Source organism: Actinocorallia sp. API 0066 (assembly GCF_020991275.1).
Classification (GTDB): Bacteria; Actinomycetota; Actinomycetes; order Streptosporangiales; family Streptosporangiaceae; genus Actinocorallia.
In genome coordinates, this window is the sequence record NZ_JAJLQY010000006.1 from 426,830 (window position 1) to 451,368 (window position 24,539).

The window sequence follows — 24,539 nt, forward strand, 5'->3', positions numbered from 1 at the left end:
CAGGTACGAGGGAGGTGAGGCCGTGCGACGTCGTGGGGCCCTGGGGCCCGGCAGCGAGCCGTTCGCGCCGATCGCGGACTTCGGATTCCTGTCCGACTGCGAGACGACAGCGCTCATCGCGCCGAGCGGCAACGTGGAGTGGCTCTGCCTTCCCAAGATCGACTCGCCCAGCGTGTTCGGCTCGATCCTGGACCGCGACGCCGGATACTTCCGCATCGGCCCGGCGGGCGTCGAGGTGCCCGCCGCACAGCGCTACATTCCGGGCACCATGGTCATGGAGACCACATGGTGGACCCGAGGGGGCTGGCTGGTCGTCACCGACGCCCTCCTGATGGGGCCGTGGCACCACGAGACGGAACGGTCCGAATCGCACCGCCGCGCGCCCACCGACTACGACGCCGACCACGTGCTCCTGCGCAAGGTCAAGTGCGTCAACGGGAACGTGCAGGTCAGGATGGACTGCATGCCGGTGTTCGAGTACGGCCGCACCCCGGCCCGCTGGAGCTACACCGGCCAGGGCTACGAGGCGGCCGTCGCGGTCGGCGGCGGGCTCAGCCTGCACCTCACCACCGACATGAACGTCGGGTTCGAGGGGTCGCTCGCCACGAGCAGGAGCCTGCTCAAGGAGGGCGAGTCCCGGTTCGTCGCGCTGTCGTGGAGCACCCACGGCGCGCCGCGCGACCTCGCGGAGGCCGAGTCCCGCCTACGGTGGACGGTCCACCACTGGCAGCACTGGCTGGACCGGGGCGACTTCCCCGACCACCCGTGGCGGTCCTTCCTCCAGCGCAGCGCCCTCACCCTGAAGGGCCTCACCTACGCGCCCACCGGCGCGGTGGCCGCAGCGGCGACGACGTCGCTGCCCGAGGCGCCCGGCGGCGACCGCAACTGGGACTACCGCTACACCTGGATCCGCGACAGCACCATGACGCTGTGGGCGTTCTACACCCTCGGCTACGACTGGGAGGCGAACGACTTCTTCCACTTCATCACCGATGTCGCGGAGGAGTCCGACGGCCGGCTCCAGATCATGTACGGGGTGGACGGGCGGTCGGAGCTGCCCGAGTCCGACCTGGACCACCTGTCCGGGTACGACAACGCCCGTCCCGTCCGGATCGGCAACGGCGCCTACACCCAGGCGCAGCACGACGTGTGGGGCGCGATCGTTGGATCGGTCTACCTGTTCGTCCGCAAACGGGACAGGCTGGACGACAGGCTGTGGAAGATCGTCGTCACCCAGGTCGAGGAGGCGCTGCTGCACTGGCGCGAGCCGGACTGCGGCATGTGGGAGGTGCGCGGCGCGCCCCAGCACTTCACCTCCTCGAAGGTGTTCTGCTGGCTCGCCGCCCAGCGCGGCGCCCAGCTCGCCCGGCTGCGCGGCGCCGACGAGCACAGCAGGGCCGAGCGCTGGCAGCGCGCCGCCGACGAGATCCGCGACGACGTGCTGAACAACGCGCTGGACGAGCGCGGCGTGTTCACCGCGCACTACGGCGCCAAGTCGCTGGACGCCTCGGTGCTGCTGATCCCGCTGCTGGGCTTCCTGCCGCCGGACGACAAGCGCGTCCGCGAGACGGTCCTGGCGATCTGCGAGGAGCTCACCGAGGACGATCTTGTGCTGCGCTACCGGACCGAGGAGACCGACGACGGGTTCGCCTCGGAAGAGGGCACCTTCACGATCTGCTCGTTCTGGCTGGTGTCGGCGCTGGTGATGATCGGCGAGTCCGAGCGCGCCAAGACGCTGTGCCAGAAGCTGCTGTCCTACGCCTCTCACCTGCAGCTGTACGCCGAGGAGATCGACCCGCACACCGGGCGGCACCTCGGCAACTTCCCGCAGGCGTTCACCCATCTCGCGCTGATCAACGCGGTGATGCAGGTGATCGGCATGGAGCGCGGCCAGCGGCTCTACCCGTTCAGCTAGCCCGCTGGACCGGTCCCCCCGGAGGCGGCGGCTCACGAGGCCGCCGCTTCCGACCCTGAGGCGGTTCCGCCTCCGCCCACCCGACATGGGCGGAGACGGACCCGCTGTGCCAAGACTAATCGGGCGCCGCCCGGCGCACCGCACCCCTCGGACGTGACGGCCGCCTCAGGACGCGGCGACGGCCGCGCAGTCCGGGCAGGTGCCGAAGATCTCGATGGTGTGGGTCATGTCGGTGAAGCCGTGTTCGGCGGCGAGCGCGTCGGCCCACTTCTCCACGGCGGGGCCCGCGACCTCGACCGTCCGGCCGCAGGAGCGGCACACCAGGTGGTGGTGGTGCTCGACGCTGGAGCAGGCCCGGTAGACGGCCTCGCCGTCGGCGGTGCGCAGCACGTCGACCTCGCCGGACTCCGAGAGCGCCTGGAGCGCCCGGTACACCGTGGTCAGCCCGATCTTGGAGCCCTCGGCGCGCAGCACCGCGTAGATGTCCTGCGCGCTGCGGAAGCCCTCGCCGCCTGCCAGCGCGCGGCGGACGGCGTCGCGTCGGGCGGTCGTCATGGGGCCTCCTTCACCGCTTTCTTTCGCCCCGACTCTAGCGGTCCAGGGATGGCATGCGCGGCGCGGCGTCGGGTGAGCGGCCCGAGGAGCGCGCTCACCAGGAAGAGCCCGAGCGCGGTGACGACGATCGCGGGTCCGGGCGAGATGTTCACCTCCCCCACGCTCCACTGGTAGGACGCGGTGAGGCCACCGAGGGAGGCGAGGACACCGAAGGCCATGGCGAGCGCGGCGGTCGCCTTGAAGCCGCGGGTGAGCTGCTGGGCGGCCGCGACGGGCACCACCATGAGCGCGCTCACCAGCAGCAGCCCGACGACCCGCATGGCGACGACGATCGTCAGCGCGGCGACCACGGCGAGCAGGATGCTGAGGAACCGGACCCGCACCCCGGAGGCGCGCGCCATCTCCTCGTCCAGGCAGAGCAGGAACAGCTCGCGGCCGAACACCGCGAGCACCGCGAGGACGGCGGCGACGAGCCCGCCGATCACCCACAGGTCCCGCTCGGAGACGCTGCTGATCGAGCCGAACAGGTACGACAGCAGGTTGGAGGTGCTGCCGCCGGGCGCGAGGTTGGTGACGAGCACGCCGCCCGCCAGGCCCCCGTAGAACAGCAGCGCGAGGGCGACGTCGCCCCCCGTCCGCCCCGACGCGCGCAGCAGCTCGATGACGACGGCGCCGAGCACCGCCACGACGATCGCGCCGAGCAGCGGCGAGGTGCTGGTGACCAGGCCGAGCGCGACGCCGGTGAGCGCGACGTGGCCGATGCCGTCGCCGAGCAGCGAAAGCCGCCGCTGCACGATGAACGTGCCTACGGCGGGCGCGGCGATGCCGATCAGGAGCGCTGCTAGCAGGGCGCGCTGCATGAAGTCGTAGGAGAGCACGTCAGTCCTTCTGCACCGGGTAGCCGCCGTCCCACAGCGACGCCGTGGTGGGCGCCGCGTGCGGGTGGACGTGGTCGTGGCCGGGCGCCGCGCAGTCGCCGGACGGTTCGGGCGGCGTGCCCTCGTGGACGATCGCGCCGTGCTCCAGCACCACGCTCCGGGTGATCAGCGGGGCGAGCGGGCCCAGTTCGTGCAGCACGAGCAGCACCGTGACGCCGTCGGCGACGAGCCGGGCGAGCGTGCCCGCGAGCGCCTCCTGGCTGGCCGCGTCGACCCCGGCCAGCGGCTCGTCCATGACGATCACGTCGGGCTCCCCGGCCAGCGCGCGCGCTATCAGCACCCGCTGCTGCTGCCCGCCGGACAGGCCCGAGGCGTTGCGCCCGGCCAGCGGCGTCAGGTCGAGGGCGTCAAGGGCGGCGGCGACGGCCCTGCGGTCGGCGGCGCCGGACGGCCGCCAGCGCGGCCGACGCGCGATCCGGCCGGAGGAGACGACCTCGCGGACCGTCGCGGGCACCCCGCCGCCGACGCTGAGCCGCTGCGGGACGTACCCGAGCCTGCCGAAGTCGCGGGGGCGGCGCGCGCCGAACACCTCGCGCTCGCCGCCCGCCAGCGGCACCAGGCCGAGCAGCGCCCGCACCAGCGTGGACTTGCCCGAGCCGTTCGGGCCCATCAGCGCGACGACCTCACCGGGCGCGACGTCGAGGTCGATCCCGTGCAGGACCTCGCGGCCGCCGAGCCGCACCCGCGCGCCGCGCAGCCGGAACACGGGGACGGGCGCCGGTGCCGTCTCGACGGTCATGGTGGCCCTCCTCGGGCGGCGGTTCAGGAGCACGACAGCGCCGTGCGCAGGGCTGCCAGGTTGGCGCGCTGGAGCGACAGGTAGTCGTCGGACGAGCCCGCCCTGACGCCCTCGACGGGATCGAGCACGGCCGTCTTCACGCCCGCCTCGTCGGCGAGCGCCTGGGCGACCTTCGGGCTGACGAGCGTCTCGGTGAAGACGGTGGTCACCTTGTTCTCCTTGATGTGCTCGACGAGCTCGGCAAGGCGGCGCGGCGAGGGCTCGGCCTCCGGGTCGAGGCCGGAGATGCCCACCTGCTTCAGGTCGTAGCGCGCGGCGAGGTAGGTGAAGGCGGTGTGGCTGGTGACGATCGTCCTGTCGGCGCACTTGGCGAGGCCGTCCTTGAACTCGGCGTCCAGGGCCGTCAGGTCGTCGGCCGCCTTCTTGGCGTTGGCCCGGTAGTCGTCGGCGTGGGCGGGGTCGGCCTCGGCCAGGCGCTCGCCCAGGGCCGTCGCGACGGTCGCCATCCGGGAGGGGTCGAGCCACAGGTGGGGGTCGTGATCGCCCTCGTGCTCGTGGTCTTCCTCCTCCTCTTCGTGGCCGTGCTCGTCCTCGTGGCCCTCCTCGTGGCCGTCGGAGGGCAGCAGCTCCACCACGGACCCGGCGTCCAGCGCCTTGGCGGCGGCGTGCTGGGCGATCGCGTCGTCCACGGCGGGCTGGAGGCCCCTGACGTACACCGCGAGGTCGGTCTCGCTCAGCTCGCCGATCTGGCGGGGCGACAGTTCGAGGTCGTGCGGCTCGGTGCCGGGCGAGGTGAGGGTCGTCACCGTGACGTGGCCGCCGCCGACGCGCTCGGCGAGCCAGGCGACCGGGTAGAACGAGGCGGTCACCGAGGTTCTGTCCGGGTCGCCCGCGCCGGCGCCACCGCCGCCGCACGCGGACACGGCGAGGAGCATTCCGGACACGGCCACCGACATCACCAGGGGGAGCTTCATATCCCCATCATGGCGACAATGAAAACGATTGTCAAAACCGGGTGATATCGCCCAGTGCGAAGAGAAGCAGGAGCACCACGGCACCGACCCGCAAAAGCCGTCCCGACCAGGGCAGACCCGGCCACGAAAGGTAGGCGAACCACCCCAGGAACAGCGCCAACGCCACCAACGCCAACGCGCCCACCCACGAGTGGACGAACAGGCCGACCAGCATCAACACCGCCACCACCAGCGGCAGAACCCACCCCGGCAGGCGGTGCAGGAACACCACGGTCGTCGCGGAGTGCCGTTCCACCAGATCACGCAGGCCCATACGTCCAAGGGTGCCAGGATGGCGGGATGATCGCGATCACCCGCTACCGCGTCACCGACGACGCCGACTTCACCGCCAGGATGCGCCCGATCCTCACCGCGCTCGCCGCCTCCCCCGGCTACCTCGACGGCCACCTCGCCCGCTCCGTCGACGAACCCGACCTGTGGGCGCTGATCACCCGCTGGGAGGGCGCCGGATACTACCGGCGCGCGCTCGGCCCCATCCGGCACGAGTTCGTCCCGCTGTCCGCCCTCGCGATCGACGAACCCGGCGCCTACGAGGTGATCGACCCGAAGTAATCAAGGACGGGTAAGACCCGGCCGCCCCCGGGTTTGCCGCCCCCGCACACGGGTGATCATCAGCGAGATCCGCTTCGGGGGGAGCGTCATGCGCAGAGCCGTCATCCTGTCCACCGGTGCCCTGGGGGCGGTCTCCGCGCTCCTGGCCGTCGCCGCCGTCTCGCCCGGCCCGGACGCCACCGCGCTGCCGGAGGCGCCGGCCCGGACCGTCGAGTACGGCGGGCTGCGGATCGCGGTGCCCGACGGGTGGCCCGTCTACCGGCTCGACGGCGACTCACGCCGCTGCCCACGGTTCGACCAGCACGCGATCTACCTCGGCAGCTCCGGCGCCGAACCCGACTGCCCGGCCCGCGTCGTCGGCCGGACCGAGGCGATCCACGTCACCGCGCTGCCGCCGTCCACCGCCCGGCTGTCCGGGCCCGCCGACGCGCGGCGCAGCACCGCGCGGGTCGCGCTCAGCGCCGTCAAGGTCGCCGAGAGCGCCGACCAGCAGCTCACCCTCGACCTGCCGCAGTCCGGCGTCCGGATCACCGGCGTGTACGGCGACGACCCGCTCCTCCTCGAACAGACACTCCAGACGGCCACCGCCGGGCCCGGCACCGCGCCACAACCCGAGCCGGAAGCGGAGGAACCCGTCAAGAAGCGCAGGGCCTGGGAGGAAGGCCCCGGATTCGACACCTGCACCGCGCCGTCCCTCAAGACCATGAAGGCATGGCGCAAGGCGTACTCCATCGCCAACATCTACATCGGCGGCGCCGCGCGCGGCTGCGCCCAACCCCGCCTCACCAAGGAATGGGTGAAGAACGTGCGGGCGCTCGGCTACCGGCTGATCCCCACCTACGTCGGGCCGCAGGCGCCCTGCTCGCCCTACCGCGCCCGGTTCGGCAAGGACAACGCCGTCCGCAAGGGCGAGGCGAGCGCCGACGACGCCGTCGCCAAGGCCGTCGAACTCGGCATCCCCACACGGCAGCCCCTCTACTTCGACATCGAGGCGTACAACCGCAACGACAAGGGGTGCCGCAAGGCCGTCCTCAAGTTCCTGCACGCCTGGACGGCACGGTTGCACGAGCTCGACTACAAGTCCGGCGTCTACAGCAGCGTCTCGTCCGGGATCAGGGACCTCGTCGAGGCCGACACCGACGTCGTCCGGCGGCCCGACGCGATCTGGTTCGCCCGCTGGGACGGCCGCAAGCGCGTCCACGGGCTCAGCTACCTCCCCGACGAGCTGTGGCACCCGCACCGGCGGATCAAGCAGTACCGGGGCGGGCACACCGAGAAGCACGGCGGGATCAAACTGCACGTCGACAGCAACATCGTCGACGGCCTCGTGTACTGAAAGTAGCGCAATCACGCCGATTCGACCACGGAGAGTCAGAGACGCGGCCGGTTATACGACCTTGCGGGATACCCCCGTGCCCTAGACTCAAAACCGTCAATTACCGGGGTTTCTTGCTGGAGACATACACATGGCCCGCCGTTCCGATGTGATGGAAAAGATCGTCTCGCTCTCCCAGAAGAGGGGCATCGTCTTCCCCTCCAGCGAGATCTACGGCGGACTCCGCGCGTCCTGGGACTACGGCCCACTCGGCGTCGAGCTGAAGAACAACGTCAAGCGCCAGTGGTGGAAGGCCATGGTGCAGGGCCGCGAGGACGTCGTCGGCCTCGACTCCTGCGTCATCCTCAACCGTGAGGTGTGGGAGGCCAGCGGCCACGTCGAGACCTTCACCGACCCGCTGACGGAGTGCCAGAACTGCCACAAGCGCTACCGGGCCGACCACCTGGAGGAGGCGTACGAGGAGAAGCACGGCCGCCCGCCCGCGAACGGCCTCGCCGACCTCACCTGTGTGAACTGCGGCACCAAGGGCGCCTTCACCGAGCCGAAGCAGTTCAGCGGCCTCCTCAAGACCTACCTCGGCCCCGTCGAGGACGCCTCCGGCCTCGCCTACCTGCGTCCGGAGACGGCCCAGGGCATCTTCATCAACTACAAGAACGTCGAGCAGGCGGCCCGCCGCAAGGTCCCGTTCGGCATCGGCCAGATCGGCAAGTCGTTCCGCAACGAGATCACTCCGGGCAACTTCATCTTCCGGACCCGCGAGTTCGAGCAGATGGAGATGGAGTTCTTCGTCCAGCCGGGCACCGACGAGGAGTGGCACCAGTACTGGATCGACACCCGGATGGCCTGGTACCGCGACCTCGGCATCCGTGAGGAGAACCTGCGCTTCTACGAGCACGCCAAGGAGAAGCTCAGCCACTACTCCAAGCGGACCGTCGACATCGAGTACCGGTTCGGCTTCCAGGGCTCGGAGTGGGGCGAGCTGGAGGGCATCGCCAACCGCACCGACTTCGACCTGGGCGCGCACTCCAAGGCGTCCGGCAAGGAGCTCAACTTCTTCGACCAGGCCACGGGCGAGCGCTACACCCCCTACGTGATCGAGCCCGCGGCCGGCGTCGACCGCGCCATGCTCACCTTCCTCATGGACGCCTACACCGAGGACCAGGCCCCCAACGCCAAGGGCCAGATGGAAACCCGCGTGAGCCTCCGCCTCGACCCAAGGCTGGCCCCCGTCAAGGTCGCCGTCCTCCCCCTCTCCCGCAACGCCGACCTCTCCCCCAAGGCCCGAGACCTAGCCTCCGCCTTGCGCCGCCACTGGAACGTCGAGTTCGACGACGCGGGCGCCATCGGCCGCCGCTACCGCCGCCAGGACGAGATCGGCACCCCCTTCTGCATCACCGTCGACTTCGACACCCTCGAAGACAACGCCGTCACCATCCGCGAACGCGACACCATGAAGCAGGAACGCCTCTCCCTGGACCAGGTCGAAAGCTTCCTGGCCGCCCAGTTGATCGGCTGCTAACCCTCCCCTCCCGAAAGCCCCGGCCCTTCGCCGGGGCTTTCGCGTCCCACCTCACGACCCGGCAGCCGGAGGATAGGCCGCGGACGCGTCACGCTGAAGCCGCGTGATGATCTCCACCCGGTCCCCGGGGATACGCGCCACGGTCACTTCGACGGGCCGCTGGGTCCGAGCCGAATACCCGATCCGGAGGATCTCCAGGATCGGGATGCGCGTGGGGATCTGGAGCAGGTCGGCCTCCTCCTTGACGGGCATGCGCACCCGTTGGATCTCGATCCAGGAGATCGGCCCGTGCCCCGCCTCCTCCAGCCGGTCGATCCACGCCCCGGGCCCCGCACCGGGCTCGGCGACGGCCGGGACCTCCGCGTAGGCGTCGGGGTGGATCCAGCTGTCGGACAGCTGGAACGGCGCCTCACCCTCAGGCCCAGTGCACCTCCTGCGCCGCAACACCGGCGTCCCGGGAATGACCTTCAACTTGTTCGCGGGCCGTTCCGGGATCGGCACGACCTCGGCCGTCGCCGGAATGTGGTGCGCCCACACCTCGTCCCCCGAGAGCGCCGCCGGAAAGTTGTACCCGCCGACGACACGCTCCCCGCCCTCCCCCACATGCCGCGTGTTCCGCCGCACAAGATTCCCCCGCTGAAGCGTCCGCCGCTCCCCCGGCCGCAACACCACCGTCCCCCTCTTCCGCGCCGCCCAAAGCAGCCGCTCGTCCTCCAACACCGCCACCGCCGCCGCCACCGTGTTCCGCGCCGCCCCATACTCCACCGCCAACTCCGCCATCGGCGGCAACACCTCCCCAGGCCGCCACTCCCCCTCCCGAATCCGCCGCCGAAGATCCCCCGCAATCTCCTCAAACCGCACACCCACCGCGACCTCCCGGGACGATTTTGCTTAAGCATATTGACGCGACCCACCACCTCAGCCAGGATTGCTTTTGCTTAAGCAAAAGCACCCAGGTTGACGGGCCTCACCAGTGCGGACAGCACCGAGCCTATGAGGACGACCCCGCCGTCAGGCGCTGAAACCAGGGCGCGAACACAGATGTCCAGATCACGACGCGACCCCGGCCCGGCGCCGCCGGTGCCGGGCGCCTGGATCAAAGGTGAGGTCCGACCATGCCTGACGACACATGGGCAGCCCAGAACGAGCCATCGCGCACATCCGGGGCCCCGCCGCACGTTCCCGACACGCGCGCGCCTTCGCGCACGTCCCCGCGACTTCATCATCTGTCGGATCTTGGCGCCATGCTCCGGGAGCAGCATGGACTCGACGCCGTCGTCGGACCAGGAGGCGCGGGGCAGCCGATGGTGCTACGGGTGACAGCCCGCAGCGGCGCGATCCTCGCCGTCGAAGCCGACTTCGTCGAGAAGGCGGGCGGGTGGCGGTTCACCTGGGCCGCCAGCCGCGTCGCCCCCGTCTCCGACGTATGGCACGCCGCACAGCGGATCTCCACGGATCTGAGGTCCCTCTGATGAGCGAGGCCCACACGTGGCCCGCCTGCCGCCACTGCTCCAAACCCGTCCACTATCAGGGCCAGTGGTGGGAGCACGTCGGCGGCACCGTGGCCTGCGTCCCCGTCCAGCTCACCTACCCGCCACGCGGAACAAACGCCGCCCCCAAACACTCCCCGGATCCTGCGTTCCAGACACCGGAAGGGCAGTGAGGGTCTGGACGTGTGGAAGCCCCGGCCAGGGGGTGGCCGGGGCTTTCCGGTGGGTGGGTGGAGCGCCGGAGGGTTTGGGCGTTCCAGCCGGGGTGGGGATCAGGAGCCGAAGGGCTTCCAGGGGCCTCGGGTGCCGGCGCCCTTGCCCCATTCGAGGACCTCGACCTTGACGTTCTTGAGGTGGCCGGCGGGGACGCCCGCGTTGTAGCGGTCGGCGGGCTTCTTGCCGTCGTAGAGGTAGCGGAAGGTGTAGGTGTCCAGGTCGAGCATGATCCCTCGGTGGGACGGCTCGCCCGGGCCGCGGTCGCCGACAAAACCGGTGACGGAACGGCCGTTGTAGGTGACCTTCACCTTGGTCATGAGCGGCCAGGACGGCGAGGCGAACATGCCCTTCTGCATGGGCTTGCCGCTGGCGGGGGCGCCCGTGTCGCCGTTGATGCCCGAACCGTCGTCCCAGAAGTAGGTCGCGGTCGTGGTACCCGTCCACAGGGCCTTGGCCTTCTTCTCCTCGCGCTCCTTCTTGGCCTCGTCGGCCTTCTTGTCGGGAGTCGGGGAGGCGGGGACCTTCTTCGGCGCCAGCGCCGCGGCGTTCGCGGCGGTCGGCGCGGCGGACTCGTCGGCGTTGGCGACAACGCCGGTCGTGACGGCGGCGAGGGCCAGAGCACCGGTCAGGGACAGGGTGAGGGCGCGCTTGGTCAAGGTGCTTCCTTCGATCGGGTGACAGGGCACAACCCGGGGGCGCTGCGGGATCGTCGAAGATCTCCGGGGGCCGACGGCTCCCGCGCGGGAGTCCGGGCTGTCGCGCTAGTCGGGCGCCGAGACGGCGGACTGCGCTTGATGCGGGCGTACAAGCCTCTTTGTCTGTACAAGACCCTGGGCTGGTTTGCCGGTCCTTGTCGCGATAACGGTTAGTTAACCATATCCGTCAAGGAAACGCCAAAGGTCCGCTTCGTCCGAGTATGCCGGAAGCCTCGAAACCCCCTATCTCAAAGGGGTAACGCAATCTCAAAAAAGTTGCCGATCATCCCTCCGGAGGGGGCCGAACGCCCCTCAGACCGCACGTCAGCGGGCCGCGAGCGCCTTGATCGCCCGGATCGGACGACACCCCGGCACCGTCAAGAAGATCCGCCCAAGGCAAAGCGAAAGCCGCCCCCGGATCACCGGAGACGGCTTTACCCTCTGCTTTACTCAAGCCCCCACGAGGGTCAACTGGGGATCTTCCAAGTGAGGGTCTTGTCCTTCACGTAGAGGCTGCAGGTGATCCTGTTCCCCGACGTCTTCCAGTCGTTCACGAGCGGGAAGTAGGCGAGGACGCCGAAGTTCGGGTCCTGCTTCTCCAGCTTGGCCGCCTCGTCGGCGAACGCCCCCACCCAGGTCTGCGCCTTGTCCTGGCAGCGGTTGAAGATCGTCTGGTCGCCGGGAAAGGAGCCGCTCATGGTCAGCGCCGTGAACACCTGGGCGTTGTGCGGCTGGGTGCAGGGCAGCGCCTTGATCCGGTAGACCGTCTGGGTCTCGGTGGTGCCGCTCGGCGGGGGCGCGCTCGTGTCGTCGTCGTTGAAGCAGTCGCCGACCTTGAGGTCCCACGGGGCCATCGACCCGGCCTCGGTGATCTCGGAGCTGCCGGTGTCGCGCTCCGGGCCGTCGAACGCGTCGAAGATCCGGCCGCCGAAGTTGAACAGGGCGATGACCAGGATGACGACGAGGGCGCCGGCGAACCCGGCGAGCTTCTTCAGCGGGTTCCTGCGCGGCGGCGGGCCGAAGCCGGGCGGCGGCGGGTCGAACGGGTTCCGGCCGGGACCGCCGGGGCCGCCGGGGAACGGCGGCGGGGTGCCGGGGCCGCCCTGGTACGGCGGCTGGCCCTGCCAGCCGGGCTGGGGCTGCGCCGGGGGCTGGCCGGGCTGGCCGTAGGGCGCGCCGCCCGGCTGGCCGTAGGGGCCCGGCTGGCCGGGCTGGGCGTACGGTCCGGGCTGGCCGTACTGTCCGGGCTGGCCGGGTTGTCCGGGCTGGCCGTACTGTCCGGGCTGGGGCTGCTGCCCGTAAGGCTGGTTCTGCCCCCCGTACGGGGGCTGCGGCTGGTTCGGCGCGCCCGGATAAGGCGGACCCGAAGGGGGGAAGCTCATGAGGCGGCACCCTATCGGCATCCACCGACACTTCCGATATGAGCGTCACCTCTGGTCTGCGAGATCCGTCCGTCACTTGTCGACGGGGAGTTGCCAGGTCAGCTTCTTCTTCCCGAAGACGACGATCCCGCACACGATCGCGTTGTCGTCGAGCGACTCCCACGAGCGCCGGGTCGGCATGAACGTCTGCGCCCCGTACTCCGCGTCGACCTTCCGCAGCTTCCGGTCGGCGGCCGGGTGCCGCTCCGCCCAGATCACGATCGCCTCGGCGCACCTGTCCATGACCTGCTTGTCCGACGGGTACTTGCCGCTCATGGTGATCCGCTGCATGACCTGGGCGCTGTGCGGCTTGTCGCACGGCACCACGGTGACGGCCTCGACCCCGGTCACGGTGGTCTCGTCCCCGTCCGGCTCCTTCGCCTTCTCCCGGTAGCAGTCACCCTGCCGGAGGTGGAGCGCGCTGGTCTCGCCCTCGGCCAGGACGTTCCCCTCGTCGTCCCGCTCGGTCATGTCGCCGGTGAGCATCCAGTTGCCGACCAGCCCGATGGGCGTCACCACGGCGATCAGCAGCCCGATGACGAGCAACGTCTTGGCCCGGGACCCCCGCTTCGGCGGCCCGCCCGGAGGCGGGTACACGTGCGGCGGCACCCCGTAAGCAGGCGGTGCGCCTCCCACCCCTCCGGGCGGCCCATAAGCGGGTGGCGCGCCTCCGGGCGTACCGTAGTGCGCCCCGGGCGGCGGATAGGAGGGGGACGCCCCTCCGGGCGGCCCGTAAGGCGGCGGCGCCCCATAAGAAGGTGAGGGCCCGGCGTGGCCACCGGGCGGAGACCCGTAGGGAGGCTGCCCCCCGGACGGTCCGTAGCGGCCACCGGGCGGAGACCCCTGCGGAAAGGGGCTTCCGGGCGGGGACGGGGCTCCGGGCGGCGGGCCTGGAGTCGCGCGGTGGCGGCCGGGAGGCGGCGGGCCGGAGGACGGTTCGGGCTGGGGTGAGCCGGATGGGGGGTAGCTCATGGCTCCGGAGTGTAGAGGTGAGGGGGCACCGGTCGCGCGCCGTGAGAACGGTGCCCCCTTGCCGGAGATAATACTACACTAATCAGGTAGTGATTACAGGGTTTGGCTCCGCGCCACCGTAACGCCGGTCCCGTGACGCGTAGAGCTCACACGCGTACCAGAAGTGCCGCCGGTCGAAGTCGGGCCAGAGCGTGTCCATGAACACCATCTCGGCGTACGCCGACTGCCACGCCAGGAAGTTCGACGTCCGCTGCTCCCCCGACGGACGCAGGAACAGGTCCACGTCCGGCATCGAAGGCTGGTACAGGTACTTCCCGACGGTCTTCTCGGTGACCTTGTCCGGGTTGAGCCGCCCGGCCCTGACGTCGCGGGCCATCGCCGCCATCGCGTCCGCCAGCTCCGCGCGCCCCCCGTAGTTCACGCAGAACTGGAGGGTGAGGACGTCGTTCCCGCGCGTCATCTCCTCGGCCGTCTCCAGCTCGCTGATGACCGAGCGCCACAGTTTGGGCTTGCGGCCCGCCCACAGCACCCGGACGCCCATCGCGTGGAGCTGGTCGCGGCGGCGGCGCAGCACGTCGCGGTTGAAGCCCATGAGGAAGCGGACCTCCTCGGGCGAGCGCCGCCAGTTCTCGGTGGAGAACGCGTAGGCCGACAGGTAGGGCACGCCGAGCTCTATCGCCCCCTCGATGACGTCGAAGAGGGAGTACTCGCCGCGCTTGTGGCCCTCGGTGCGGGGCAGGCCGCGTTCCTTGGCCCAGCGCCCGTTCCCGTCCATGACGAGGGCGACGTGCCGGGGGACCAGCTCCTTGGGCAGCTCCGGGGGTCTAGCCCCGCTCGGGTGCGGGTCCGGGGCGCGGAACTTCACTCTTGCTCCTCTCGACGTGGCGCAGCGACCTGATGCCGTGTTCCAGGTGCCATTGCAGGTAGGCGGCCACGAGGCCGCTGCACTCTACCCGGTGGCGGTCCTCGCTGACGTCCGCGGCGTCCCACTCGCCGCGCAGCAGCGCGATCATGAGCGCGAACGTCTCGGGCGCGGGCGTGGCCGAGCCGGGGACCCGGCAGGCGAGGCAGAGCGCGCCGCCGGCCGGGATGGAGAAGCCGCGGATCCCGGCGCGGCCGCCGCAGCGCGAGCAGGCGTCCAGGGACGGGGCCCAGCCCGCGACGGACAGCGAGCGCAGCAGGAACGCGTCGAGGACGAGCCGGGCGTCGTGGGTGCGGTCGCCGAGTGTGCGCAGCCCGCCGACGAGCAACAGGAACTGCCGCAGTGACGGTTCGCGCTCCTCGGCGGTGAGCTTCTCCGCGGCCTCCAGCATGGCGACGCCCGCGGTGTACCGGGGGTAGTCGGTGACGAGCGGCTCCCCGTACGGCCGGATGGTCTCGGCCTGCGAGATGAGGTCGAGCGAGCGCCGTTCGTACAGCTGGAGGTCCACGTGGGTGAACGGTTCGAGCCGCGCGCCGAACTTCGACCTGGTCTTGCGGACGCCCTTGGCGACGGCCCTGATCCGGCCCGTCCTGCGGGTGAGGACGGTGACGATCCGGTCGGCCTCCCCCAGCTTCTGGGTGCGCAGCACTATGCCCTCATCGCGGTAGATCGTCACGCTGTCCATTGTCCCGCATGGTCCGTCGTGAAACGGGCGCCTCGGCCAGCGCTTGGTGACCTTGAAGATACGGAAAGCGACCGCTTCCGGACCCGCTCCCCGGCGATTTCCCTGGGCGATGCGGCGCGGGCCGTGGCACGGTGGAACGCATGAGATGCACGATCGTGCCCCCGCACATGCTGGAACGGGTCCTGGAGGGGTCGGCCGACCCGGAGTTGCGCGCGCTCGCGCTGCGCACCCTGCGGCTCGACGCGGCCACCCGCACCGAGAGACGGCTGGCGGGGCCGGTCACGCAGGGCAACGGTCGTAGGGACGAGCCGTGGCGCACCGTCAAGGACGCGATGCACCTGGAGGAGCTGCCCGGCAAGACGGTCCGCTCCGAGGGCCAGGACCCGACGGGCGATCCGGTGGCCGACCGCGCCTACGACTGGCTGGGCGCGACGTTCCGGTTCTTCGAGGACGTCTACGACCGTGACTCGATCAACAACGCGGGCATGGAGATGGTCTCCACCGTCCACTTCGGGCGGGAGTACGACAACGCGTTCTGGGACGGCGCCCAGATGGTCTACGGGGATGGTGACGGCCGCCTGTTCCTGTCGTTCACGGGCCCCCTGGACGTCACCGCGCACGAGCTGACGCACGGCGTCACCCAGTACACGGCGGATCTCGCCTACTACGGGCAGCCCGGCGCGCTGAACGAGTCGATGTCGGACGTGTTCGGCTCGCTGGTCAAGCAGCACCATCTCGGGCAGACGGCTGACGAGGCGGACTGGCTGATCGGCGCGGGCCTGTTCGGCCCGGCCGTGCGGGGCGAGGCGCTGCGCTCGCTCAAGGAGCCGGGCACCGCCTACGACGATCCGGAGCTGGGCCGCGACCCGCAGCCCGGCCACATGGACGACTACGTGCGCACCCACCACGACAACGGCGGCGTGCACATCAACTCGGGCATCCCGAACCGCGCCTTCCACCTGCTGGCGGCGGAGCTGGGCGGGCACGCGTGGGAGCGGGCGGGCCTGATCTGGTTCGACGCGCTCACCGGCGGCGCCCTCTACCCGGACACCGACTTCCGGGGCTTCGCCGCGGAGACCGTCCGGCGGGCGGCGGCGCGCTTCGGCGAGGGGTCGGCCGAACACGGGGCGGTGGCGTACGCCTGGACGGCGGTGGGCGTGGCGCCATGAAGGTGACGGTCGTGCGCACCGGCGGTTTCGCCGGCATCAAACGCAAAGGACGCTCCGACACCGCCGACGACCCTGTGTTGCGGTCGCTGGTCGCGCGGGTGGATCTCGCGGCGGTGCGGGGCCGGGCGAGCGGGCGGCGGGTGCCCGACCAGTTCTCCTACGCGATCGACATCGACGGCGAGGCGGTGACCGTCGGGGAGTCGGATCTGACGGGCGCGCTGCGCGAACTCGTGCACCATGTCCTGGACGGCTGAGGCCGCCCGTGCCGTGCCCTGTGTGACGTTTCGGCTGGCCTCAGCGCTGGACGAGTGTGCCCTGTGCCGCGTCCGGCTCCGCCTGCCCGGCGGTCGGCTTGACGAACACCCAGCGCTTGTAGCCGAAGTAGCGGAAGATCGTCGCGAGGCCGATGCCGATGGTCAAGGCGATATTTGACCAGAGTTTACCTTCGAGTGACATCTGTGCGGCCAGGTACAGCACGGTTTGCGTTATGACGTACCCGATGCCGTTCATCACGAAGAACAGGGTGTATTCGCGCGCGAGCCCGGAGTTCTGGGCGTGCCGGAAGGTCCAGTAGCGGCTGGCGAGGAACCCCAACGTGGTGGACGCCACCATGGCCAGTGAGTTGGCGGTGAGCGCGCCCATCCCGTAGCCGAAGTGCAGCAGGTTGAACAGTGCGTAGTTGACCGCTACGCAGATGACCCCCACGCTGCCGAACCGAGCCAGCTCGCCGATCAAGTTCCGGTATCGTTGCACCCGCCCGATCGTAGGGCAAAACACTTAATTCTCGCCAATAACGCCGAATCACAGTAACTATTGGGATAACCTTCCCTCCCAGTTGAGCAAGGATCTCCCTACGCTCACGGGAAGGAGAACTCGGGTGTTGCCGCACGCGGCGCTCCTGATCATCGCGAGTTCCCTCGTCCTCCTGGGCGCCCTGGGTCTCACGGTGTGGACCAGGCCGACCAGGGCGTCGGACGCGGCAGTCGCGTTCGGCGTCTTCGCGTTGGGCGGGGTGATGCTGCTCACGGTCGTGGTCGGAGCGCTCCTCCAGCTCTACCGCCCCGTCCCGCTCACCTGCGGCGCGGGCGTCTACGCGGGGATCGGCCTCCTGGCCGGGGCCCGCGAGTCGGCACGCCACCCCAGGGCGTTCCGCCGCCGCCTGCGCGGCTGGACCCGACGGGCGCCGCGCGGCTGGGCACCCCACCCCGTGGTGTTCTCCCTCGCGCTGCTGACGGCGTTCGTCTACGGGCTCAGGGCCTGGCTCGGGGTACGGCTGCCGCCCAGCGACTGGGACGGGCTGATGTACCACCTCGTCGCCCCGTCGGCCTGGCTCCAGGCGGGCGAGGTCGGCAGGGCCACCGAGGTGATCTGGGCCGACGCCTACCCGATGGGCGTCGAGTCCCTCGCCGGGTGGCCGATGGTGTTCCTCGGCGCGACCGACCTCGGCGTGCTGTTCCTCCTCCCCGGCTACGCGATCGCCGGGGCCGCCGTCGTCGCGCTGGCCCGGCGGCTCGGCATGGGCAGGGCCCCCGCCCTCCTCGCGGGCCTCGCCTTCCTCCTGACGCCCTCGGTGTTCGCCCAGGCCAACACCTTCTACGTCGACGTGCACAGCGCCGCGTTCGGGCTCGCCGCCCTCGCGGTCCTGGCGAGCGTCAGGGGCGACGCCGAACTCTCCGGACGGCCCGCGCAGGTCGTCTCCCGCAAGATGCTCGTGCTCGGCTTCGCGCTGGGCGCCGCCACCGCCACCAAGAGCAGCAGCCTCGCGGTGATGGGCGTGGCGGGCTGCGCCGCGTTCGTCATCGTCGCCTGCGCGGCCGGACGGCACCGCCTCGGCGTCTGGCCGTTCCTGCGCGGCGCGCTGCCCCTGGCCGTGCCGATCGCCGTCATCGGCGGCTACTGGTACCTCAGGACCTGGCAGCACTACGACAACCCCTTCTACCCCGTCACCATGCTGGGGTTCGAGGGCGTCGGCGACGTCAAGGACGTCGTGCTCAACACCAACGTCCCGCTGGAACTGCGGGACATGACGCTGCCCGAGCAGCTGTGGGCCTCCTGGTCGCAGCCGTTCACCGACCTGCGCACCACCCAGGTGTACGACGTGCGGCTGGGCGGGCTCGGCGTGGCGTGGCTCACCTTCGTGCTCCCCGCCTCGATCCTCGGCCTCCTGGTGTGGCTGAAGAACTCGTGGCGGCGGCCCGGCGTCGGCGTCCTGCTGCTGCTGGGCATCGGCGTCACCTACGGCGCCGCCCTCGCGCCCTGGTGGGGCAGGTACGTCCTGCTCGGCTACGCGTGCCTGGTCGTCTTCGCCGTCTACCTGACGGCCCGGCTCGCCCAGGGACGCTCCCTCGCCCGCGTCGCCGGGGGCGGGCTGCGGCTCGTGCTCGCCGCCAGCGTCGCGCTCGCGGTGTGGACGGGCCACCGGCACGTCGCGATCACCAGCGGCGCGCCCGAGGACCAGGCGCTGTTCCTCAAGACCGGCGGGCTCCCGCTCGACCGGCTGCTCGCCATGTCCGTCGCCCCCCAGGCCGAACGGCGGGTGTGGCCCTGGACCGAGTTCGGCGCCCTCGACGCCCTCCCCGAGGGCACCACCATCGCCGTCGCGCGCGGCAACCTGCAGTCCCTCATCCAACCGCTGCGCGGCATCAAGATGCAGCGCAACCTCGTGGTGGTCGAGCCCCCCTCCGACACCGCGCGGCTCGCCCACGACCTGCGCGCCGCCGGCGCCGACCACGTCCTCATCGACCGCTCCCAGGTGTGGGACGCGGTCCGGCAGGACCTGTACGAAGACCCCTCGTTCACCTTCGTCACCGACCTCGGCGGCGTCGCGCCCAAGTACAACCCGCCCCCGGACGGCAAGCTCTTCCGGCTGGAGGCCGAACCCGACGCCCGGCGCTAGGCTCCCCCCGAAAGGACCCCCGCTTTGAGTCTCACCCTCGACTCGGCCCCGACGACCGCCCCCACCCGGCGCGGCCTCGCCCGCGGGCTGCTGCGGACCGCACGGCCCAAGCAGTGGACCAAGAACGTGCTCGTGCTGGCCGCGCCCGTCGCGGGCGGCCGCATCCTGGAGGCCGCGGTCCTCGGCCACACCGCCGTGGTGTTCGTCCTGTTCTGCTGCGCCGCGTCCGGCATCTACCTGCTCAACGACGCGATGGACGCCGAAGCCGACCGGGCGCACCCCGTCAAGCGGTTCCGTCCGGTGGCGTCGGGCGAGGTGCCCGTCGCCGTCGCGTACGCCGCGGGCATCGGCCTCTCGCTCGTCGCCGTGGTGGGCGGGGCGCTGCTGCTCAACGGCACGACGGCGCTGCTGCTGGCCGTCTACTCGGCGATCCAGATCGCCTACTGCGTGAAGCTCAAGCACGTCGCGGTGCTGGACATCGCCGTCGTCGCGTCCGGGTTCCTCATGCGCGGCCTCGCGGGCGGCACCGCCTCCGCGATCACCCCGTCGCAGTGGTTCCTCATCACCGTCGGGTTCGGCTCGCTGTTCGTCGTCGGCGCCAAGCGCGCGTCCGAGCTCGCCAAGCTGGGCGAGGACGCCAAGCACACCCGCAAGCTGCTGAGCGAGTACAGCGAGAGCTACCTGCGCTTCGTGTGGCAGGGCGCGGCGGCGCTGATGATGCTGTCCTACTGCCTGTGGGCGCTGGAGCCCGACGGCAGCACGCTCGGCCAGCTCCGGATGCTGTCGATCGTGCCGATGACGCTCGCCGTCCTGCGGTACGCGCTGATCGTCGACAGGGGCGAGGGCGGCGCGCCCGAGGACGTCCTGCTCGGCGACAGGGTGATGCTCGCGCTGGGCGGCGCCTGGGCCGTGATCTACGGCACCTCGGTCTTCCTCTGAGCCCTCCCCCGGGACGCGCGGGCCGCCCCGGCCGTCAGGGACCGGGGCGGCCTCCAGAGCCGCCCAGACGGCTCAGGCGGCTCAGAGCAGCGCGTCGAGGGTGAGGGGCAGGGACCGCAGCCGCCGCCCCGTGGCGTGGTGCACGGCGTTGGCGACGGCGGCGGCGATCCCGACGAGCCCGATCTCGCCGACGCCCTTGGTGCCGAGCGGGGTCGCGGTGTCGGGGCCGCCGACGAACACCACCTCCATGTCGGGCACGTCGGCGTTGACCGGGATCAGGTAGTCGCCGAACGTGGCGTTCGCTATCCGGCCTGTGCCTTCGTCGGTGACGGTCTCCTCGAAGAGGGCCTGGCCGATGCCGCCGACCGTGCCGCCGACGATCTGGCTCGTCGCGGTCTTGGCGTTGAGGACGCGGCCGCCGTCGATCACCGAGACGACCCGGGCGACCCGGATCACCCCGAGGTCGGCGTCCACCCTGACCTCGACGAACCTCGCGCCGAACGCCCCGGCCCAGGCCGTCGTGTCCGGGGTGGGCGGGGTGCTGCGGCCGTCGGCGCTCAGCTCGGCCAGGTCGTGCCGGGCCAGGATCGCGGTGTACGCCTCGCCGCTCCCGGGGTCGCCCGCCCTGTGGATCCCTCCGCCGCCCGCCTCCACCTCGTCCAGGGTGAGGCCGCGTAGGGGCGACTCCGGATCGTCCGCGACGACGTCGAGGAACGCCTGGAGGAGCTGGCGGCACGCGGACCGGACGGCGTTGCCCAGCGCGCCCGTCAGGCCCGAGCCCCCGGCCTGCGGGGAGTACGGCATGTCGGTGTCGCCCAGATCGAACCGCACCCGTGCGACGTCGAGGCCGAGCAGTTCGGCGGCGAGCTGCGTCATCACGGTGTAGGTGCCCGTGCCGATGTCGGTCGCGGCGCTGCGGACAAAGGCCGACCCGTCGTGCTGCAGCGACGCGCGCGCCTGGCACGGCACCTGGTAGGGCGGATAGGACGCCCCGGCAAGGCCGTAGCCGACGCGCCAGTGGCCGTCCCGCATCGAGCCGGGCTCCGGGGTGCGGCGCGACCAGCCGAACAGCTCGGCGCCCCGCGCGAAGCACTCGCGCAGCGCGTTGCTCGACCAGGGCAGGCCGGTCAGCGGGTCCGTCCCGGCGAAGTTGCGCAACCGGAGGTCGAGCGGGTCGATGCCCAGGTCGACGGCCAGCTCGTCCATCGCGCTCTCCAGGGCGAAGTTGCCCTGCGCCTCGGTGGGCGCCCGCATCGAGCCGGGGCACGGGATGTTCAGCCTGACCTGCCTGTCGCGGGTCATCACGTTCGGGCAGGCGTAGGCGCGCGCCGACGTGTGCGAGACCGCCTCGAAGTTGTCGTCCTCCAGCGCGACGGGCGCGATCGCCTCGTGCGCGAGGGCGGTGAGACGGCCGTCGCGGGTCGCGCCGATCCTGATCCGCTGGATGCTCTCCGGCCGGTACCCGACCCCGGTGAACATCTCCGGACGGGTCAGGACGAGCTTCACCGGGCGTCCCGTCTCGCGGGCCGCGAGGACGGCGAGGATCACGTGCTGCCACGCGCGCAGCCCGGCGCCGAACCCTCCGCCGACGTAAGGGGCGAGGACCCGGATCCGTGACTCGGGCACCCCGAACGTCTCGGCGAGGCTCATCCTCACGCCGTGCGGCCACTGGGTGGCGTCGTGCACCGTCAGGGAGCCGTCGCCGTGCCACACCGCGACGGTGCTCATCAGGCCGAGCGGGTTGTTCGTGTTGTCCGGTGTCGCGTAGGTCTCGTCTATCACCACGTCGGCTTCGGCCAGCCCGGCTTCGAGGTCGCCCCTGTCGACGTCCATGCCCCACGGGTCGTCCTCCACCTCGGCGCGCGGATCGCCGATGTCGAGCATCGGCACGTCCTCGGCGTACTCGACGGCGACGAGGGAGGCGGCGTGCCTGGCCTGCTCGGCCGTGTCCGCGACCACGACGGCGACGTACTGGCCGTAGTGCAGGATCCGGTCGTCCTGGAGCGGGGCGGGCGGCGAGATCCCGAGCAGCGTCACCGGGCCACGGCGCAGCCTGGGCGCGTCCAGGGCGGTGACGACGGCGATGACGCCCTCGGCCGCGCGCGCCTCGGCGGTGTCGATCGCGGTGACCCGTCCGGCGGCGATCGTCGCGCGGACGGGAGCGGCGTGGGCCAGGCCCGGATAGGAGACGTCATTGGGGTAGAGCGCGGCTCCCGTGACCTTCAGGGGCGCTTCGACGCGGTCCAGGGCGGCGCCGATCCTTGGTGCGGTGATCGTCATCACGGTGCTCCCGTCACGGTCTCCAGGGCGCGGATCAGGGTGCGCTTGGCGAGTTCCACCTTGAACGCGGTGCCGGGCAGCGGCCTCGCCCCGGCCAGGGTGACCTCGGCGGCCTCGCGGAAGGCGTCACGGCCCACGGTGGCGCCGCGCAGCACGTCCTCGGCGTCCCAGGCGCGCCACGGGACGGTGCCGACGCCGCCGAGCGCGACCCGCGCCCCGGTGATCGTCGTGCCGTCCAGCTCGACGGCGACGGCCGCCGACGTCAGCGCGAACTCGTAGGACGCGCGGTCGCGGACCTTCAGGTAGTGCGTCCTGGTCCGTTCGGCCGGGAGCGGGATCTCCACCGCGGTGATCAGCTCGCCCCGGCGGAGCACGTTCTCCACGTCCGGGGTGTCGCCGGGCGGGAGGTAGAAGCCGGTGAGCGGAACGGTGCGGGTGCCGTCCGTGCCTCGCGTGTGCACGAGCGCGTCGAGGGCGATGAGCGGGACGGCGACATCCGAGGCGTGCAGGGCGACGCAGTGCGGGCTGGTGCCCAGGATCGCGTGCATGCGCTGGACGCCGTCGATCGCGGCGCAGCCCGAACCCCGCTCGCGCTTGTTGCAGGCGGCGACCGACGGGTCCCGGAAGTAGCGGCAGCGGGCCCGCTGGAGCAGGTTGCCGCCGATCGTCGCCATGTTCCTGAGCTGGACCGACGCGCCCGCCAACAGCGCCTCCCTGACGAACGGGACCCTGACGGCGACCGTCGGATCGGCGGCGAGCTCCTCCATCGTGGTGAGCGCGCCGACCCGGATCGTGGTGCCCGTCCTGGCGATCCCGCGCAGCGGCAGCCGCGTGATGTCCACGAGTTTCTCGGGGCTCAGCACGCCGTCCTTCATCAGGTCGAGCTGGGTGGTGCCGCCCGCGAGGAACGCCGCCCCCGGATCGGCGCTGACGACCCCCACGGCCTCGACCGGATCGACGGCCCTCACATACGTGAACGGACCCATCAGCCGACCTCCCCGCCCGCGGCGTCCACGATCGCGTCACGGATGCGCGGATAGGCGCCGCACCGGCACAGGTTGCCGCTCATGAACTCGGCGATCTCCTCGCGCGTCCCGGCCCGCCCCTCACCGATCAGCGCGATCGCCGACATGATCTGCCCCGGCGTGCAGTACCCGCACTGGAACGCGTCGTGCCTGACGAACGCGTCCTGCACCGCCCCGGCCTCCCCCACCCCGGCCACCCCCTCAACGGTCGTCACCTCCCGCCCGTCACACTGCGCCACGAGCATCAGACACGCCACCACCCTCTTCCCGTCCACCAACACCGTGCACGCCCCACACGCCCCCTGATCACACCCCTTCTTCACCCCGGTAAGCCCGAGCTCGTCCCGAAGCCAGTCCAACAACGTCACCCGCCCCTCCACCCCCACCCGCCTCCGCACCCCGTTCACCCCGAACTCCACACCCACCGAAGCCCCCAGCCTGGACAGCGCTTCCTCCCGTGTCTTCATCGAACCCCACCCCTCCCTGTCCCCGGCGAATCCTCTTCCTCCCCTACCCCAACCCCACCCTCACGAACTTCTCAAACACCTACGGACCATTACATATAGCCCACGCAACCCCCGACCCAATGGCCGACCAAATCCGGCCACATGACCCTCCCCACACTTCACCACCGAGAATCTCACGCCAGGGTGTGATAGGAATCGGTAGCACAAAATTCGACCCACCAATTCACGAGTCTGGACATCGGGTAAATCGAGGAGCCTCCTTGTTCGCCAAAAGATTCGTCACGGGTTTTCTGCTGACCGTCGGAGCGTTCGCCATCGGCATGGGTTCCGCCTACGCGGCCTCAGAAGATGAGCGAGGCAAGGGCGGAACCCTCAAGCACGCAACGACAGGGGCCGACTTCAAAGGCTCCTGGAAGTGGGACGACAAGATCAAGGTCAAGCTCGCGGGAGGCACCAAGACCTACCGAGGGGTCCGCTACTGGGGGACGCTGACTGACACGAACAAGGGCGATAAGCACAACGTCTACACCGAGGCCAACGGCACCTCACGGCCCAGGGTCTACGGGAAGCGCAACGGCAGCAAGTGGGTCTCCACCTACGAGACCAGCCGCAACGGCAAGACGGTGAGCTTCAAGGTGTGCCGCGATCGTGGAACCCTGCGCCCCGACAACTGTTCCAAGCAGCAGGTGCTTCGTCGCTGACCTGGACGGCTCCGCGCCGGCGTCCGTCTGTTCCGACGGTCGCCGGCCCTGATTTTCGACGCACTGTCACTTC

The 24,539-nt window shown here is 70.9% G+C and carries 26 protein-coding genes; 11 read left to right on the top strand and 15 right to left on the bottom strand.

Features of this window, described 5'->3' with window-relative positions:
• Nucleotides 1-22 precede the first annotated feature (22 nt).
• Complete coding sequence (locus LO762_RS18200) at nucleotides 23-1,915, top strand: glycoside hydrolase family 15 protein (protein ID WP_230616615.1); 1,893 nt, start codon at nucleotides 23-25, stop codon at nucleotides 1,913-1,915.
• A gap of 165 nt (nucleotides 1,916-2,080) precedes the next feature.
• Here the strand turns inward: LO762_RS18200 and LO762_RS18205 are convergent, their stop codons facing one another.
• Genes LO762_RS18205 through LO762_RS18225 form a run of 5 tightly spaced genes read right to left on the bottom strand, consistent with a single transcriptional unit; the run spans nucleotide 2,081 to nucleotide 5,434 of the window.
• A complete protein-coding gene (locus tag LO762_RS18205; RefSeq protein ID WP_230616617.1) occupies nucleotides 2,081-2,470 on the bottom strand; it encodes a Fur family transcriptional regulator in 390 nt (129 codons plus the stop codon).
• Complete coding sequence (locus tag LO762_RS18210) at nucleotides 2,467-3,330, bottom strand: metal ABC transporter permease (RefSeq protein WP_230616722.1); 864 nt, start codon at nucleotides 3,328-3,330, stop codon at nucleotides 2,467-2,469. The genes LO762_RS18205 and LO762_RS18210 overlap by 4 nt, the downstream gene beginning before the upstream one ends.
• Before the next feature lie 19 nt (nucleotides 3,331-3,349).
• Entirely contained in the window at nucleotides 3,350-4,147 is a 798-nt protein-coding gene (locus LO762_RS18215) for a metal ABC transporter ATP-binding protein (protein WP_230616619.1), read from the bottom strand.
• 23 nt (nucleotides 4,148-4,170) lie between these two features.
• A complete protein-coding gene (locus LO762_RS18220) occupies nucleotides 4,171-5,121 on the bottom strand; it encodes a metal ABC transporter substrate-binding protein (protein ID WP_230616621.1) in 951 nt (316 codons plus the stop codon).
• Between the two features lie 31 nt (nucleotides 5,122-5,152).
• Nucleotides 5,153-5,434: a DUF6703 family protein gene (locus tag LO762_RS18225; protein ID WP_230616623.1), complete on the bottom strand. Its 282-nt coding sequence runs from the start codon at nucleotides 5,432-5,434 to the stop codon at nucleotides 5,153-5,155.
• Between the two features lie 26 nt (nucleotides 5,435-5,460).
• Here LO762_RS18225 and LO762_RS18230 point away from each other — a divergent pair, with 26 nt between their 5' ends.
• From LO762_RS18230 to LO762_RS18240, 3 genes are all read left to right on the top strand, one after another.
• On the top strand, nucleotides 5,461-5,733 hold the full coding sequence (locus LO762_RS18230) for an antibiotic biosynthesis monooxygenase (protein WP_230616625.1): 273 nt from the start codon (nucleotides 5,461-5,463) through the stop codon (nucleotides 5,731-5,733).
• An 88-nt stretch (nucleotides 5,734-5,821) separates the two neighbouring features.
• The gene (locus LO762_RS18235; RefSeq protein WP_230616627.1) at nucleotides 5,822-7,069 is read left to right on the top strand and encodes a DUF1906 domain-containing protein; all 1,248 of its coding nucleotides are present in this window, start codon (nucleotides 5,822-5,824) and stop codon (nucleotides 7,067-7,069) included.
• A 130-nt stretch (nucleotides 7,070-7,199) separates the two neighbouring features.
• On the top strand, nucleotides 7,200-8,588 hold the full coding sequence (locus LO762_RS18240; RefSeq protein ID WP_230616629.1) for a glycine--tRNA ligase: 1,389 nt from the start codon (nucleotides 7,200-7,202) through the stop codon (nucleotides 8,586-8,588).
• 51 nt (nucleotides 8,589-8,639) lie between these two features.
• Here LO762_RS18240 and LO762_RS18245 read toward each other — a convergent pair whose 3' ends face one another.
• Complete coding sequence (locus tag LO762_RS18245) at nucleotides 8,640-9,455, bottom strand: GntR family transcriptional regulator (RefSeq protein ID WP_230616631.1); 816 nt, start codon at nucleotides 9,453-9,455, stop codon at nucleotides 8,640-8,642.
• A 377-nt stretch (nucleotides 9,456-9,832) separates the two neighbouring features.
• Here LO762_RS18245 and LO762_RS18250 point away from each other — a divergent pair, with 377 nt between their 5' ends.
• Both LO762_RS18250 and LO762_RS18255 read left to right on the top strand, forming a co-directional pair.
• Nucleotides 9,833-10,060, top strand: a complete 228-nt coding sequence (locus LO762_RS18250; protein ID WP_230616632.1) for a hypothetical protein — start codon at nucleotides 9,833-9,835, stop codon at nucleotides 10,058-10,060.
• Complete coding sequence (locus LO762_RS18255; RefSeq protein ID WP_230616634.1) at nucleotides 10,060-10,251, top strand: hypothetical protein; 192 nt, start codon at nucleotides 10,060-10,062, stop codon at nucleotides 10,249-10,251. Before LO762_RS18250 ends, LO762_RS18255 begins: the two co-directional genes overlap by 1 nt.
• Before the next feature lie 99 nt (nucleotides 10,252-10,350).
• Here LO762_RS18255 and LO762_RS18260 read toward each other — a convergent pair whose 3' ends face one another.
• From LO762_RS18260 to recO, 5 genes are all read right to left on the bottom strand, one after another.
• Entirely contained in the window at nucleotides 10,351-10,950 is a 600-nt protein-coding gene (locus LO762_RS18260) for a septal ring lytic transglycosylase RlpA family protein (RefSeq protein ID WP_230616635.1), read from the bottom strand.
• A 506-nt stretch (nucleotides 10,951-11,456) separates the two neighbouring features.
• Complete coding sequence (locus tag LO762_RS18265; protein WP_230616637.1) at nucleotides 11,457-12,371, bottom strand: hypothetical protein; 915 nt, start codon at nucleotides 12,369-12,371, stop codon at nucleotides 11,457-11,459.
• Between the two features lie 72 nt (nucleotides 12,372-12,443).
• Nucleotides 12,444-13,019, bottom strand: coding sequence for a hypothetical protein (locus LO762_RS18270; RefSeq protein ID WP_230616638.1), 576 nt, complete (start codon nucleotides 13,017-13,019; stop codon nucleotides 12,444-12,446).
• Nucleotides 13,020-13,464: 445 nt separating this feature from the next.
• A complete protein-coding gene (locus LO762_RS18275) occupies nucleotides 13,465-14,247 on the bottom strand; it encodes an isoprenyl transferase (protein WP_230616639.1) in 783 nt (260 codons plus the stop codon).
• Nucleotides 14,207-14,980 carry a DNA repair protein RecO gene (recO, locus tag LO762_RS18280; RefSeq protein WP_230616641.1) on the bottom strand — a complete coding sequence of 258 codons (774 nt, stop codon included), beginning with the start codon at nucleotides 14,978-14,980 and terminating at the stop codon, nucleotides 14,207-14,209. The genes LO762_RS18275 and recO overlap by 41 nt, the downstream gene beginning before the upstream one ends.
• A 149-nt stretch (nucleotides 14,981-15,129) precedes the next feature.
• Here recO and LO762_RS18285 point away from each other — a divergent pair, with 149 nt between their 5' ends.
• Nucleotides 15,130-16,158 carry a M4 family metallopeptidase gene (locus tag LO762_RS18285; RefSeq protein ID WP_230616643.1) on the top strand — a complete coding sequence of 343 codons (1,029 nt, stop codon included), beginning with the start codon at nucleotides 15,130-15,132 and terminating at the stop codon, nucleotides 16,156-16,158.
• Nucleotides 16,155-16,412, top strand: a complete 258-nt coding sequence (locus tag LO762_RS18290) for a protealysin inhibitor emfourin (protein ID WP_230616644.1) — start codon at nucleotides 16,155-16,157, stop codon at nucleotides 16,410-16,412. Before LO762_RS18285 ends, LO762_RS18290 begins: the two co-directional genes overlap by 4 nt.
• 40 nt (nucleotides 16,413-16,452) lie before the next feature.
• Here the strand turns inward: LO762_RS18290 and LO762_RS18295 are convergent, their stop codons facing one another.
• Nucleotides 16,453-16,893: a GtrA family protein gene (locus tag LO762_RS18295; RefSeq protein ID WP_230616646.1), complete on the bottom strand. Its 441-nt coding sequence runs from the start codon at nucleotides 16,891-16,893 to the stop codon at nucleotides 16,453-16,455.
• A 142-nt stretch (nucleotides 16,894-17,035) separates the two neighbouring features.
• On the opposite strand from LO762_RS18295, the gene LO762_RS18300 reads away from it, so the two are divergent.
• Together LO762_RS18300 and LO762_RS18305 are read left to right on the top strand one after the other, a co-directional pair.
• Nucleotides 17,036-19,054, top strand: coding sequence for a hypothetical protein (locus LO762_RS18300; RefSeq protein WP_230616648.1), 2,019 nt, complete (start codon nucleotides 17,036-17,038; stop codon nucleotides 19,052-19,054).
• A 24-nt stretch (nucleotides 19,055-19,078) separates the two neighbouring features.
• The gene (locus tag LO762_RS18305) at nucleotides 19,079-19,993 is read left to right on the top strand and encodes a decaprenyl-phosphate phosphoribosyltransferase (protein WP_230616650.1); all 915 of its coding nucleotides are present in this window, start codon (nucleotides 19,079-19,081) and stop codon (nucleotides 19,991-19,993) included.
• Between the two features lie 81 nt (nucleotides 19,994-20,074).
• Here the strand turns inward: LO762_RS18305 and LO762_RS18310 are convergent, their stop codons facing one another.
• The 3 genes from LO762_RS18310 to LO762_RS18320 are packed head-to-tail and all read right to left on the bottom strand — an operon-like array spanning nucleotide 20,075 to nucleotide 23,765.
• Nucleotides 20,075-22,273, bottom strand: coding sequence for a xanthine dehydrogenase family protein molybdopterin-binding subunit (locus LO762_RS18310; RefSeq protein WP_230616652.1), 2,199 nt, complete (start codon nucleotides 22,271-22,273; stop codon nucleotides 20,075-20,077).
• Nucleotides 22,273-23,259: a xanthine dehydrogenase family protein subunit M gene (locus LO762_RS18315; protein ID WP_230616654.1), complete on the bottom strand. Its 987-nt coding sequence runs from the start codon at nucleotides 23,257-23,259 to the stop codon at nucleotides 22,273-22,275. Before LO762_RS18315 ends, LO762_RS18310 begins: the two co-directional genes overlap by 1 nt.
• Complete coding sequence (locus LO762_RS18320) at nucleotides 23,259-23,765, bottom strand: (2Fe-2S)-binding protein (protein ID WP_230616656.1); 507 nt, start codon at nucleotides 23,763-23,765, stop codon at nucleotides 23,259-23,261. The genes LO762_RS18315 and LO762_RS18320 overlap by 1 nt, the downstream gene beginning before the upstream one ends.
• 260 nt (nucleotides 23,766-24,025) lie before the next feature.
• Between LO762_RS18320 and LO762_RS18325 the strand changes: the two genes are divergently transcribed.
• On the top strand, nucleotides 24,026-24,466 hold the full coding sequence (locus LO762_RS18325) for a hypothetical protein (protein WP_230616658.1): 441 nt from the start codon (nucleotides 24,026-24,028) through the stop codon (nucleotides 24,464-24,466).
• Nucleotides 24,467-24,539: the final 73 nt, after the last annotated feature.